Below are 13767 nucleotides of genomic sequence, written 5' to 3'. Positions count from 1 at the left end.
CCCTCGCGCTCCCCCACCAGGCCGGGTCGGACGTATACGTCCGACGGCCTGGACCGGTGTAAGTTCGGTCAACGCAGCATCCCCTGCTCGCGGAACCAGGTGACGGCGTCCGCCACGCCTTCCTGCCAGGGGCGGGCGCGGTAGCCCAGCACCCGCTCCGCCTTGGCCGAGGAGAAATACATCCGGTGCCCGGCCATCCGCAGGCCATCCAGGGTCAGCATCGGCTCCCGCCCCGTCACCCGCGCCGCCGCCTCGGCGACCAGCGCCATGGGCCAGAGCGGCGCCCGCGGCAGCCGCACCGGGCGCCTGTGGCCGAACAGCGCCGCGATCCGCGCCAGCAGCTCGCCAAGCGGCACGTCCTGCCCGCCGAGGATATGCCGCTCCCCCACCGCGCCGCGCGTCAGCGCCGCCACGCAGCCGGCGGCGACATCGTCCACATGCGCCAGGTTGAGGCCGGTATCGACATAGGCCGGCATCTTCCCCCGCGCCGCCTCCAGGATGACGCGCCCGGTCGGCGTCGGGCGGCGGTCGCGTGGGCCGATCGGGGTCGAGGGGTTCACGATCACGGCCGGCAGCCCCTCCTCGGCCACCAGCCGCTCTACCACCCGCTCCGCCTCGGTCTTGCTGCGCTTGTAGGGGCCGATCGCCTCCTCCGGCCGCGCGGCATCCGCCTCGGTCGCCGGCGTGCCATCGGCGCGCGGCTTCAGCGTGGCAACGGAGGAGACATGGACGACCCGGCCGCAGCCCGCCGCCAGCGCCGCACGCATCACCGCCTCGGTCCCAGCCACGTTCACCGCCGTCATGCGCGCCGGGTCGGGCACCCAGATGCGGTAATCGGCCGCGCAATGGATCACCGCCGCGCAGCCCTGCACCGCCGCGGCGAGGGAGGCGGCATTGGTCAGGTCGCCCGCGGCGATGTCCACCGGCACGCCGGCCAGCACATCGCGCGGCGTGCCGGGCCGGGCCAGCGCCCGCACCTCGTGCCCCGCCGCCACCAGGGCGCGGGCAATGGCGGAGCCGAGGAACCCGGTCCCGCCCGTCAGCATCACGCGATCCGCCATGCACCCCCACCCCGCTTGCGCTGCGGGTTGTGGCCCGGCCGGCGCGGCTTTTCCAGCCGGCTTGATCCCGCCCCGCATCGCCCCATGCCCGCGCCGCGTGTTAAGCCCCGCGCCATGATGACGCTGCCGCGCCGCCCCCTCCTCCTCGCCGCCGTCCTCCTGCCGCTCGCCGCGCGGGCCCAGGGCAGCCCCGCCGCGGTCATCGAGGGCTTCCACGCCACGCTGCTGGAGGTCATGCGCAATGCCCAGCGCCTCGGCGTCCGCGGGCGGGAGCAGCGGCTGCGCCCCGCCATGCAGGCCGCCTTCAACCTGGAGGCGATGACCCGCATTTCGGTCGGCCCGCCCTGGGCCCAGTTGCAGCCGGCCGAGCGGCAGGCGCTGATCCGGGCCTTCTCCGACTGGTCGATCGCCACCTTCGCCAACCGCTTTGACGGCTGGTCGGGCGAGAGCTTCCAGCTGGTGGGCGAGAACCCGCTGCAGAGCGGCGACCGGCTGGTCCGCACCCAGCTGGTCCGGCCGCGGGACGAGCCGGTGGCGCTCAACTACCTGATGCGGGAGTCGGGCGGCGCCTGGCGGGTGGTGGATGTCTACCTCGCCGGCACGGTGAGCGAGCTGGCCAGCCGCCGGGCCGAATTCACCGCGCTGCTGCGTGAGGGCGGGGCGGCGCGGCTGGAGGCGGAGCTGCGCCGCCGAACCGAGACGCTGCTGCGCGGCTAGAGCGGATCGCGGAGGGGCGTGAACGCCCCGCAGCGTGAATCTGCTCTACAAACAGCGGTCTGCAGCGGATTGGCGTTCAGTTTTGAACGCAATCCGCTGTAGAGCAGATCGCCGGAGGCCGTGAACGGCCGAAGGCGTGAATCTGCTTGGAAAACAAGAAGCACCAGCGGATCGCGGACGGGCGTGAACGCCCATCCGCTGTCGGGCAGATGCGGGAGGCCGTGAACGGGCCGGACGCGCGAACCCGCTCGGACGCCAGGGAGCTTCGGCGGATTGCATTCGGTCCTGCCCGCGATCCGCCGCAGGGAGGATGACCCTGCGCCGCCCCTGGCGACCGGCGGACCGGCCCGCGGGCGCCGGCCGCCCGGCCCCATGCAAGGCGCGGCCGGGCCGCGGTGACAGGCGCGGCATCCCGGGCCACTCTCCGGGCCGATGCGGATGGCCTCGGGGCGGCATCGCCCCGAGGCGCGAATCCGCCCGGCACGCGACAAGCCAGGACCTTTCCACGCGGCAGGATCGGCGCGGGGAGTCCTGGGACGGGAGGGACCATGAAGGCCATCGGCTATGCCAGGAGCCATCCGATCGACCATCCGGAGGCGCTGCTCGACCTCGACCTGCCGGATCCCCCGCCCCCGCAGGGGCGGGAGCTGCTGGTGGAGGTGCGGGCCGTCTCGGTGAACCCGGTGGATGCCAAGCAGCGGCTGGGCGCCGATCCGGGCGGCAAGGTCCGGGTGCTGGGCTTCGATGCGGCGGGGGTGGTGCGCGCGACGGGGCCCGGCTGCACGCTGTTCCGGCCGGGCGACGCGGTCTTTTATGCCGGCGTCATCAACCGCCCCGGCAGCAATGCCGAGCTGCAATTGGTGGATGAGCGGATCGTCGGGCCGAAGCCCGCGAGCCTCTCCTTCGGCGAGGCGGCGGCCATGCCGCTGACCACCATCACGGCCTATGAGGCGCTGTTCGACCGGCTGCGGGTGCCGCGCGGCGCCGACCGCCCCGGCGAGGCGGTGCTGATCCTCGGCGGCGGCGGGGGCGTCGCCTCCATCGCCATCCAGCTCGCGCGGCAGCTCACCGGGCTGACGGTGCTCGCCAGCGCCTCCCGGCCCGAGACGCGGGACTGGTGCCTCTCGCTCGGCGCGCATCACGTTCTGGACCACAGTGGGGACCTGCCCGCGCAGGTGAAGGCGCTGGGGCTGCGGGTGCCGCATGTCTTCGCCATCAACCGGACCGATGCGCATTGGGATGCGATCTGCCGGCTGATCGCCCCCTTCGGCCTGGTCTGCGTCATCGATGCCACCATGGGGACCGATGTGCAGAAGCTGCGGCCGAAATCCGCCGGCCTGGTCTTCGAGGGCATGTTCACCCGCGCCCTGCACCAGACGCCCGACATGGCCGAGCAGCACCGGCTGCTGGCCGAGGTGGCGGGGCTGATCGATGCCGGGCGCGTGCGGCACACCGTGACGCAGCATCTCGGCCGGATAGACGTCGCCAACCTGAAGCGCGCCCATGCGCTGGTGGAAAGCGGCACCATGCGCGGCAAGGCGGTGCTGGAGGGGTTCTGATCAACCTCTCCGTGGCAGGCTGGCGTCACGCCCGGGCCTGCGACGGAAGCGCCCACCGATCTCCGGTGCGGTTGGGCCTACCCGGCTCATGACGCTCTGGCCCGCGGGGCGGGCCGGGCGCGGATGCGTCGCGGCCAGTGCCTTGAAGCCAAGGCCCGCAGAGCCGCCGGCGTTTGCGCATGACATGCCAGCGCATGTCATGCGCGAGGCAGGCGGCGACCGGGCCGGACGCCCGCACCCGGCCGCCGGGCGCGGAGCCCCCGGCCCGCCCGACCTCCGCGGCGCGTCGCCCCCTCCCCGGGAGGGGCGCGGGAGCAGCAACGGATTGCGTTCATGCCCGAACGCCCGGCCATCGCGGGTCGTTGGTTGGGGTGCAGAGCCGTGCCCCGGGGCGTGAACGCCCCGGAGCGACCTGCCCCTGGCGGTCCGGCCTTGCCGTTGCCGACCCGCCGCCCGATTTGGGGCCGACCGCCCCGGGAGCCCGACCGCATGGCCGCCGCCTTCGCCTTCGATAACAGCTACGCCCGCCTGCCGGAACGCTTCTACGCGCGCCTGCCGCCCACCCCGGTGGCCGAGCCGGTGCTGGTCCGCATCAATGCCGGACTCGCCGGGACGCTCGGCCTCGATCCCGCGGCGCTGGCGAGCCCGGAAGGGGTCGCCATCCTTGCCGGCAACCAGGTGCCGGAAGGGGCGGAGCCGATCGCCCAGGCCTATGCCGGCCACCAATTCGGCGGCTTCGTCCCGCAACTCGGCGATGGCCGCGCCATCCTGCTCGGGGAGGTGGTGGGGCGCGACGGGGTGCGGCGCGACATCCAGCTCAAGGGCTCCGGCCCCACCCCCTTCTCCCGCCGCGGCGATGGCCGCGCCGCGCTCGGCCCCGTCATGCGCGAATACATCGTGAGCGAGGCGATGCACGCCCTCGGCGTGCCGACCACCCGTTCCCTCGCCGCGGTCATGACGGGGGAGCGGGTCTATCGCGAAACGCCGCTGCCCGGCGCGGTGCTGACTCGCGTGGCGGCGAGCCACCTGCGCGTCGGCACCTTCCAGTACTTCGCGGCGCGCCAGGACGTGGAGGCGCTGAAGCTCCTCGCCGTCTACGCCATCGCCCGCCACTACCCCGAGGCGGCGGGGGCGGAGCAGCCCTACGCCGCCTTCCTCGGCGCCGTCGTCGAGGCGCAGGCGCGGCTGGTCGCGCAATGGCTGCTGATCGGCTTCATCCATGGCGTGATGAACACCGACAACTGCACCATCTCCGGCGAGACGATCGACTACGGCCCCTGCGCCTTCATGGATGCCTACGATCCCGCCACGGTGTTCAGCTCGATCGACGCCTATGGCCGCTATGCCTATGCGAACCAGCCGGGCATCGCGCAGTGGAACCTGACGCGGCTGGCCGAGACGCTGCTGCCCCTGCTGGCGGAGGAGACCGAGCCGGCGATCGAGATCGCCAAACAGGAGCTGGCCCGCTTCGCCCCGGCCTTCGAGGCCGCCTGGCATGCCGGGCTGCGCCGGAAGCTCGGCTTCCTGGAGACGAAGGAGAGCGACCTGGCCCTGGCCGAGGACCTGCTCGGCCGCATGCAGGCGAACGGGGCCGACTTCACCCTGACCTTCCGCCGCCTCTGCGACGCCGCCACGGGCCCTGAGGGCGATGTGGGCGTGCGGGCGCTGTTCACCGACCCCACGGCCTATGATGCCTGGGCGGAGGGCTGGCGTGCCCGGCTGGCGGAGGAGGGCGCGGCACCGGCCGAGCGGCAGGCGGCGATGCGGGCCGTGAACCCCGCCATCATCCCCCGCAACCACCAGGTGGAGGCCGCCATCAGGGCGGCGGTGGAACAGGGCGACCTTGCCCCCTTCGAGGCGCTGCTCGACGCCACCTCCCGCCCCTTCGAGGAGCGGCCGGGGCTGGACCGCTACATGCTGCCGCCGGAGCCGGAAGAGCGCGTGCTGCAGACCTTCTGCGGGACGTGAGCCACGGCCCGGGGAGGACGCTGCCCTCCCCGGCGCAAACCCGAAGGTTCCAAAGGAACTTCGGCCCTTGGTGGGGGAGCGCGAGGGGGCGAAGCCCCTTCGCTATCCTCCCGGCGCCAGGCCCAGCGCCTGGTTCAGCCGGCTGCGCGCTCTGCCCGCCTCCACCTCCGCCTGGGCATCCACCGCCACCGCCTCGATCTGCAATTGCCGCACGCGGAACAGGTCGAAGGCGCCGATCTCGCCGCTGCGGAAGGCCGTGCGCGCCGCGGCGAGCTGCTGCTCCGCCACCGCCCGCCGCTCGGCCGCCAGCCGCTGCGCCCGGGCCGCGGCGGCAAGGCCCAGCCGCGCCAGGCGGACCTCTCCCTCCACCACGCGGCGGGTCTGGATCAGCTCGCCCTCCGCCCGGGTCCGCTCGGCCTCGGCATCGGCGCGGCGGGGCGCGTTGCGGGCCTCGCTCGGCAGCGGGATGCGGACGCGGAGCCCCAGCGAGGTGCCGTTCTCCGTCAGCGGCCCGCCCTGGCCGCGGGTGAAGAGGCCGAGCTCCGGATTGTCGATCGGCGTGGCCGCCACCAGCCGGGCGCGCGCCTCGGCATTGGCCAGCGCGGCCGCGGCGGCGCGGAGCGCCGGGTGGGCAGTGCCGTTGCCGTCAGTCATGACGGGTTCCGGCCGCGCGCCGGCCATCCCGGCCGCGGTGCCCGGGGGCAGCAGCGCCGCCTCGGTGCCGCCGGTCAGCGTGCGGTAGGCGGCGCGCGTCGCGCTCACCGCCGCCTCTGCCCTGGCCAGGTCGAGCGCCGCGGCCAGCTCCTCGTTGCGGGTCAGCAGCGCCTCGGTCGCCGGGATGTCGCCCAGCTCCACCCGGCGCTGCACGTCGCGGCCGATATCGCGCGCCGTCGCCAGCCTGTCGCGCGCCACGCGCAACTCGGACTCCGCGGCGCCCACCGCCCAGTAGGCGTCGCGCAGCAGGCCGGCGAGTTCCAGCCGGCGCAGCGCGAGGCGCCGCTCCTGTTCCTCGATGCCAGCGGCCACGGTGCCGGCCAGCGCCCCGCGCTGCCCCGGCAGCCAGAGCGGCGCGCCGAATTCCACGTCCCACTCATTCGCCAGCCGCGGCCCGCGCGTGTCGGAACGGAAGGAGCCGCCGATGGCGGGGGAGCCGGGGATGGGGGAGCGGACCAGCGCGTCGCGCGCCTGCACCGCCTGGCGCTGGCCCTGGATCGCGCGCGCGGTGGCGTCGATCGCCAGCGCGGCGTCGAGGTCGCGGGCGAGGCCGGTGCTCTCGGCCGGCAGCGCGACGGGCGGCGGCGGCGGCACGGCACGGCGGGCGCGGAGGGGCGGGGGCGGCGCCTCCCGCGGCGGCGCCGCGCGGCGGGGGGCAGGCGCGGGCGGCCGCGCCGCCGGTCCCTGCGGGTTGGCGTCCGGCGGCAGGGCCAGCGGGGGGCGGGCGAGCGGCGTCTGTTGCGCCGCCGCATCGCGGGGCTGCGCGGCGAGGAGCGCCGCGGCACCCGCCGCGGCGAGGAAGACCCGATGCATGCGCGCTACTCCGCGACGGCCGGCTGCTTCGCCGGGGCTGGCTGTGCCGCCGGGGCAGGCGCCGCGGGCGGGTGCGCCTCCGCCTGCCCGGCCCGGCCGAGGGCGAAGCGGTCATACAGGATCGGCAGCAGCACCAGCGTCAGGATGGTGGCGGTGACGAGGCCGCCGATGACGACGATGGCGAGCGGCCGCTGGATCTCGGCGCCCGGCCCCTCCGCGAAGAGGAAGGGCACCAGGCCGAAGGCGGCGATGGTCGCCGTCAGCGTCACCGGCGTCATCCGCCGCCTGGCACCTTCCAGCACGGCGCGGCGCAGGTTGAGCCCTTCCTCCGCGATCAGCCGGTTGATGTAGGACACCAGCACGACGCCGTTCAGCACCGCGATGCCGACCAGCGCGATGAAGCCGACCGAAGCGGGGACGGAGAGGAACTCGCCGGAGAGGTAGAGGGCGATCACGCCGCCGATGGCCGCGAAGGGCACGTTGCAGAAGACCAGCGCCGCCTGCCGCGCGGAGTTGAAGGTGAAGTAGAGCAGCAGGAAGATCAGCGCGAGGGCGATGGGCACGACGATCGCCAGCCGGGCGGAGGCGCGCTGCTGGTTCTCGAACTGCCCGCCCCATTCCAGGCGGTAGCCATCCGGCACCTGCACCTGCTGCGCGACCGCCGCCTGCGCCTCCGACACGAAGCCCACCAGGTCGCGGCCGCGGACATTGGCGAGCACGGTGGCGTAGCGCTGCGTGCCCTCCCGGATCACCTGGATCGGCCCCTCCTCCTCGGAGATCTGCGCGACCTGGGAGAGGGCGACGGTGCGCCCGCCCGGCAGGGCGAGGATGACGCGCGAGAGATCGGTGGCGGAGCGGCGGAGGCTCCCTTCGCCCCGCAGCATCAGCGGGATGCGCCGCTCCTGCTCCAGCACCAGGCCCAGCTCGCGGCCGTCCACCCAGACGCGCAGCGCCTGCTGCACGTCCCGGACATTGAGGCCGAGGCGGCCGACCGCGAAGCGGTCGATATCCACCTTCAGGTACTTCATGCCTTCGTTGCGGAGGGCGAAGACATCGGCGGCGCCGGGAATGCCCCGCACCGCCCTCTCGATCTCCCCCGCCAGCCGGTTCAGCTCGGGGATCGACCAGCCGAAGACCTTGACCACCACATCGCCGCGGGCGCCGATGATCATCTCCTGCACCCGCATGTCGATCGGCTGGTTGATGGCGTAGGAGATGCCGGGGATGTGGTCCAGCACCTTGCGGACCTCGTCCAGGACGAAGTCACGGTTCTTCGGCTGCCGCCACTGCTCGCGCGGCACGATGTCGAGGAACAGGTCGCTCTCGTTCAGGCCGACCGGGTCGATCCCGAGCTCATCGGCGCCGGCGCGGCCCATGATGCCGCGCACTTCCGGCACCGCCGCCATGATCTGCTGCTGGATGATGAGGTCGGTGGAGGCGGCGGCATCGACATTCACGGTCGGGTGCTTGCGCAGGGTGATGACCGGCGTGCCCTCATCCATCACCGGCATGAAGGTGGAGCCGATGCGGGTGAAGAGCAGGCCCGCCACCACCAGGCCGGCGACGGCGACGGCGCCGACCTTCAGCGGGTTGCGCATGGCCCAGGCCAGGAAGGGGTCGTAGCCCCTGTGCAGCAGGCGGACCAGCCAGGGCTCCCTCTCGTGCCCGCCGACCTTCAGCAGCGTCGCGGCCATGGCGGGCACGACGGTGAGGGAGACGAGCAGCGCGGCGCAGAGCGCGAAGGTGATGGTGAGCGCGACGGGGGCGAAGAGCCGCCCCTCAAGCCCCTGCAGCGACAGCAGGGGGAGGAAGACGGTGATGATGATGACGACGCCCGAGACGAGCGGCACCGCCACTTCCCGCACCGCCTCCGCCGTCATGCGCATGCGGGCGCGGTAGTCCGCCTTGCCATGCGCGGTGCCGAGGCGGTGGGCGGTGTTCTCCACCACCACCACGGCGCAGTCCACCAGCAGGCCGATGGCGATGGCGAGCCCGCCGAGCGACATGATGTTGGCCGAGATGCCGGTCAGCTTCATGACGCCGAAGGTCGCCAGCACCGCGAGCGGGAGCGAGAGCGAGACGACCAGCGCGGCGCGGAGGTTGCCGAGGAAGAGGATGAGCAGGACGACGACCAGTGCGATCGCCTCCAGCAGCACCTTCTGGACCGTCCAGACCGCCTTCTCGATCAGGTCGTTGCGGTCGTAGAAGACCTCGATCCGGACGTCCTCCGGCAGGGTCCTCTGGATCTCGGCGAGCTTCGCCTTGGCGTTGTTGACGACGGTCTTGGCATTGGCGCCGCGCAGCCCGAGCACGATGCCCCAGACCGCCTCGCCCTCCCCGTTCCTTGTCACCACGCCGTTGCGGGCCAGCGCGCCGACGCGCACATCGGCGACGTCGGAGACGCGGACGATGCCCGTGGGGTGGGCCGCGACGACGATCTGGCGGATATCCTCCATGGTGCGGATGCGGCCCTCGGCGCGGACCAGCAGCGCCTCCTCGCCATCGCGCACCCGGCCGGCGCCGTCGTTGCGGTTGTTCTGCTCCAGCGCCTCGGCCAGCATCGCGGTGGTGATGCCGCGCGCGGCCATCGCCGCCGGATCGGGCGCGACCTCATAGGTGCGGACGAAGCCGCCGAGCGTGTTGACATCGGCGATGCCGGGCAGGCCGCGAAGCTGCGGGCGGATCACCCAGTCCAGGATCGTCCGCCGCTGCATGGGCGAGAGCGCGCCGCCCTCCAGCGTGAACATCAGCATCTCGCCGAGCGGCGTGACGACCGGCGCGAGCCCGCCCGAGACGCCGTCCGGCAATTGCGATTCCAGGTCGTCCAGCCGCTGGTCCACCTGGGTCCGCGCCCAGTAGATGTCGGTCCCGGGCGCGAACTCGAAGGTCATCAGCGCGACGGCGTAGCGCGTGATGGAGCGGATGCCGACCAGGTTCGGGATGCCGCGCATCGCGATCTCGATCGGGTTGGTGACCTGCGCCTCCAGCTCCTCCGGCGGCAGGCCGGGCGCCTGCATGGCGACCAGCACCTGGGCCGGCGAGACATCGGGGAAGGCGTCGATCGGCAGCTTGCGATAGGAATCGATGCCCCAGATCAGCAGGCCCAGGGTGGCCAGCAGGATAAGCAGGCGCTGGCGCAGCGCCAGGTTGACGAGACGGCCGAGCATGGCTGATCAGCCCCCGTAGACGTCGGTGAGTTCCGCGAGCAGCGTCAGGATCCCGCGCGACGCCACCTGGTCGTCGGGCGCGAGGCCGGCGCGGATCGAGGTGGCGTTCGGCGTCTCGGCGATCACCGTCACCGGCTTGGCCCGGAAGCCCTCCGCCGTCCGGACGAAGACCCAGGACTTGCCGGCATGGCGCACCACCGCGCCGGCGGGCACGCGCCATTGCGGCGCACCGTTCGGCCGCAGCGCGACCGAGGCATTCACGACCTGGCCGGGGCGCAGCGCCTCGGCGCCGTCGCTCACCTCCACCACCGCCGTCACCGACTGGGTGGTCGGGTCGACCAGGCGGCCGAGCCGCACCACCTCCCCCTGCGCCGTGGTGCCGGGGACGCTCATGCGCGTGCCCGGCTCGATCACCATGGCCTGCGGCAACGGCACCTGGAGGTTGACCCAGAGCGGCTTGAGCTGGGCGATGGAGAAGAGCGGGTCGGAGGCAGGGACGCGCTCGCCGGCGCTGGCCTTCGTCTCCAGCACCACCCCATCGACCGGCGCGGTGACGGTCAGCGCGGCGACCATCCTCCGGCTCTCGCGCAACTCCCCGATATCGGGCTCCGCCATGCCGAGCAGGGCGAGCATCTGCTCGCGCTCCTGCAGGGTCGTACGGGCGAAGTCGTAGTCGGCGCGGGTCGTCAGCAGGCGGCGCTCGGCAATGATGCGCTCCTTGAACATCTGCTCGTCGCGCCGCAGCCTCTGCCGCGCCAGCTCCTCGGCCGAAAGGGCCTGGAGATAGGTGCGCTGCGCCTCCAGCAGGTCGGTGCTGCGCAGCCGGGCGATGGGTTCGCCGGCGCGCACCGCCTCATTCGGCGCGACCAGCACGGCTTCGACCAGGCCCGCCGCGGGCGCGGCCACGATGCGCAATTGCTGCGGCGGCACCACGACGGTGCCGGGCAGCATGGTCTGCGTGGTGCCGGCCTCGGCCTCCACCCGGGTGACGTCGATGCCGGCGGCGCGGGCACGCCGCTCATCCATCCGCAGCAGGACGTCATTGCCCACGGGTTCGGCGGCCAGGGCCAGCGCCGGCGACGCCAAGGTCGCGACAACAGCCAGGGCACGCAGCCAAAGGCGTGCGGTGTTTCCGGAAGACACAGATGAAGCCCCCAATCGTGACGAGACGGGAGGCGCACGGCTCAGCGCCCGCATATGCGCGCCATTGAGCGAGGGCGCGCGTCGGCTCAATTAGGTCCTTCCTGGCAGGACACGCCGCAATAGGTTCGCGGTCTGCAACGCCGGCCGACCTGCTCACAATGGATATCCCGTAAGCTGGTTCAACCCCCTTGGCCTGATCCAGGCATCACGCAACTGCGAAGGAAACATTCATGATCGTACTGGTTACCGGCGCGACCGCCGGCTTCGGCCTTGCCATCGCCCGGCGCTTCGCCACGGATGGCGCCCGCATCATCGCCGTCGGGCGGCGGCAGGAGCGGCTGGCGGCGCTCGCCGCGGAACTCGGCGAGGAGCGCGTGCACAGGGTGGCGCTGGACGTCGCCGACCGGGCGGCGGTGGAGGCGGCCATCGCCGGCCTGCCGGCCGCCTTCGCCGCCATCGACGTGCTGGTGAACAATGCCGGCCTGGCGCGCGGGCTGGAGCCGGCGCAGTCCGCCGATCTCGATGACTGGGACGCGATGGTCGATACCAATGTGAAGGGCCTGATGTACATGACGCGCGCGGTGCTGCCGGGCATGGTCGCGCGCGATGTCGGACATATTGTGAACATCGGCTCGACCGCCGGCGAATGGCCCTATCCCGGCGGCAATGTCTATGGCGCGACCAAGGCCTTCGTCCGGCAATTCAGCCTGAACCTGCGCGCCGACCTGTTCGGGACGAAGTTGCGCGTGACGGATATCGAGCCGGGCCTGGTCGGCGGCACGGAGTTCTCCAGTGTCCGCTTCAAGGGCGACGACGCCAAGGCGAACAGCGTCTATGCCGGGACGGAGCCGCTGACGCCGGAGGACATCGCGGATGCGGTCCATTGGGTGGCGACGCGGCCGGCACGGGTGAATGTCAACACGCTGCAGGTGATGCCGGTGGTGCAGAGCTTCGCGCCACTGCGCGTGCACCGGGACTGATGCCAGGGGCCCGGATGCGTGACCGCATCCGGGCAGGAGCGCCGCATGCGCGGCGGGCGGCAGAGGCTGCGTCGGCACGGGCTGCCACCCGCGCGGCCGGGGCCACCGGACACGGCCGCTGGCATGGCCGGGGCGGCCGGCAGGGTTGGACTGCCCGGCTGGGCCGCTATCCGCGGCTGACCGCTGCGGGCCGGCATACGGGTCGCCTGCCGCAGGCGGGGGTGCCGTCCGCCCGCGGCGCGGAACGGCTTCTGGCCCGGCGCAGAATGCCGGGGCATCCTGCGCCGCGTATCAGGGCTCGCGCCGATCCGGGTTGAAGTGCTTCCGCAGCTTCGCGCCGTAGAGGCCGTACTCCTGCTGCCGCTCCGGCAGTTCGGCGGCGTAGCGCGTGACGCGCTGGGGGAAGCGCGTCTCGAACATGAAGGCCATGGTGCCTTCCAGCTTGTGCGGCTTCAGCGGCGCGTTGGACGCGCCCTCGAAGGCGTCCATATCCGGCCCGTGCGGCAGCATGCAGTTGTGCAGGCTGAAGCCGCCGGGGACGAAGCCCTGCGGCTTGGCGTCGTACTGGCCGTAGATCAGGCCCATGAACTCGCTCATGATGTTCATGTGGTACCAGGGCGGCCGGAAGGTGTTCTCCGCCACCATCCAGCGGTCGGGGAAGATGACGAAGTCGATATTGGCCGTGCCCGGCGTCTCGCTCGGCGAGGTCAGCACGGTGAAGATCGACGGGTCGGCATGGTCGAACAGCACCGGCCCGACCGGCGAATAGCGCCGCAGGTCGTATTTGTAGGGCGCGTAATTGCCATGCCAGGCCACGACATCGAGCGGCGAGGCGGTAAGCTCCGTCGCCCAGAGAGTGCCGCCCCACTTCACCACCATGCGGGTCGGCGCGTCCCTGTCCTCATAGGCTGCGACCGGCGTCAGAAAGTCGCGGGGGTTGGCCAGGCAATTGGCGCCGATCGGCCCGCGCTCCGGCAGGGTCAGCGCGCCGCCGTAATTCTCGCAGGCATAGCCCCGTGCCGGACTGCCCGGCAGTTCCGCGCGGAACTTCACCCCGCGCGGCACCACCGCGATCTCGCCGGGCGCGATGTCGATGATGCCGAACTCGGTCGCCAGCCGCAGCGCCCCCTGCTGCGGGACGAAGAGCATCTCGGCATCCGCGTTGTAGAAGACCTCGTCCTGCATGGACCGGGTCGCCACATAGACATGCGCCGCCATGCCGGACTGCGCCGCGGCATCGCCCGCGGTGGTGATGGTGCGCATCCCCTGGATGAGGGTCAGCCCTTCCTCGGGGATCGGCACCGGGTTCCAGCGCAGCGGCTGGATCGGCATCTCCACCTCGGCGCAGGGCGCGGTGCGCCAGAGCCCGGCATCGATCCTCTCGAACCGCCCCCAATGCGCGACGGTCGGGCGGATGCGGTAGAGCCAGGACCGCTCGTTGCTGGCCCGCGGCGCGGTGAAGGGGGAGCCTGACAACTGCTCGGCATAGAGGCCATAGGCGCATTTCTGCGGGCTGTTGCGGCCGACGGGCAGGGCGCCCGGCAGCGCCTCCGTCTCGAACTGGTTGCCGAAGCCGGCCATGTAGCCGGGCTCCGCGGTCCCCATGCGCGCCGGGGTCATGGGCTGGACGATGGTCATCGCACTC

Annotated in this window: 9 protein-coding genes; 4 read left to right on the top strand and 5 right to left on the bottom strand. The window is 72.7% G+C overall.

Going from position 1 to position 13767, the window contains the following annotated elements:
* Positions 1-68 precede the first annotated feature (68 nt).
* The gene (gene hpnA, locus LHA35_RS00330) at positions 69-1061 is read right to left on the bottom strand and encodes a hopanoid-associated sugar epimerase (RefSeq protein WP_226603029.1); all 993 of its coding nucleotides are present in this window, start codon (positions 1059-1061) and stop codon (positions 69-71) included.
* 84 nt (positions 1062-1145) lie between these two features.
* Between hpnA and LHA35_RS00325 the strand changes: the two genes are divergently transcribed.
* The 3 genes from LHA35_RS00325 (at position 1146) to LHA35_RS00315 (ending at position 5305) form a co-directional block, all read left to right on the top strand.
* Positions 1146-1778: an ABC transporter substrate-binding protein gene (locus LHA35_RS00325; RefSeq protein ID WP_226603028.1), complete on the top strand. Its 633-nt coding sequence runs from the start codon at positions 1146-1148 to the stop codon at positions 1776-1778.
* 548 nt (positions 1779-2326) lie between these two features.
* Entirely contained in the window at positions 2327-3337 is a 1011-nt protein-coding gene (locus LHA35_RS00320) for a zinc-binding alcohol dehydrogenase family protein (protein ID WP_226603027.1), read from the top strand.
* 489 nt (positions 3338-3826) lie between these two features.
* Positions 3827-5305, top strand: a complete 1479-nt coding sequence (locus tag LHA35_RS00315; protein ID WP_226603026.1) for a protein adenylyltransferase SelO — start codon at positions 3827-3829, stop codon at positions 5303-5305.
* Between the two features lie 102 nt (positions 5306-5407).
* On the opposite strand, the gene LHA35_RS00310 is transcribed toward LHA35_RS00315, so the two are convergent.
* The 3 genes from LHA35_RS00310 to LHA35_RS00300 are packed head-to-tail and all read right to left on the bottom strand — an operon-like array spanning position 5408 to position 11049.
* Complete coding sequence (locus LHA35_RS00310) at positions 5408-6832, bottom strand: TolC family protein (RefSeq protein WP_226603024.1); 1425 nt, start codon at positions 6830-6832, stop codon at positions 5408-5410.
* A gap of 5 nt (positions 6833-6837) precedes the next feature.
* Complete coding sequence (locus LHA35_RS00305; RefSeq protein WP_226603022.1) at positions 6838-9999, bottom strand: efflux RND transporter permease subunit; 3162 nt, start codon at positions 9997-9999, stop codon at positions 6838-6840.
* Between the two features lie 6 nt (positions 10000-10005).
* Positions 10006-11049, bottom strand: coding sequence for an efflux RND transporter periplasmic adaptor subunit (locus LHA35_RS00300; protein ID WP_226603020.1), 1044 nt, complete (start codon positions 11047-11049; stop codon positions 10006-10008).
* 323 nt (positions 11050-11372) lie between these two features.
* Between LHA35_RS00300 and ydfG the strand changes: the two genes are divergently transcribed.
* A complete protein-coding gene (ydfG, locus tag LHA35_RS00295) occupies positions 11373-12122 on the top strand; it encodes a bifunctional NADP-dependent 3-hydroxy acid dehydrogenase/3-hydroxypropionate dehydrogenase YdfG (protein WP_226603016.1) in 750 nt (249 codons plus the stop codon).
* A 291-nt stretch (positions 12123-12413) separates the two neighbouring features.
* Here ydfG and hmgA read toward each other — a convergent pair whose 3' ends face one another.
* On the bottom strand, positions 12414-13760 hold the full coding sequence (hmgA, locus tag LHA35_RS00290) for a homogentisate 1,2-dioxygenase (RefSeq protein ID WP_226603013.1): 1347 nt from the start codon (positions 13758-13760) through the stop codon (positions 12414-12416).
* Positions 13761-13767 lie beyond the last annotated feature (7 nt).

Origin of the sequence: Roseicella aerolata, from assembly GCF_020523605.1 — a bacterium.
GTDB lineage: Bacteria > Pseudomonadota > Alphaproteobacteria > Acetobacterales > Acetobacteraceae > Paracraurococcus > Paracraurococcus aerolatus.
Note: the sequence above shows the minus strand (reverse complement) of the source record. Positions and strands in the feature narration are given on the sequence as shown.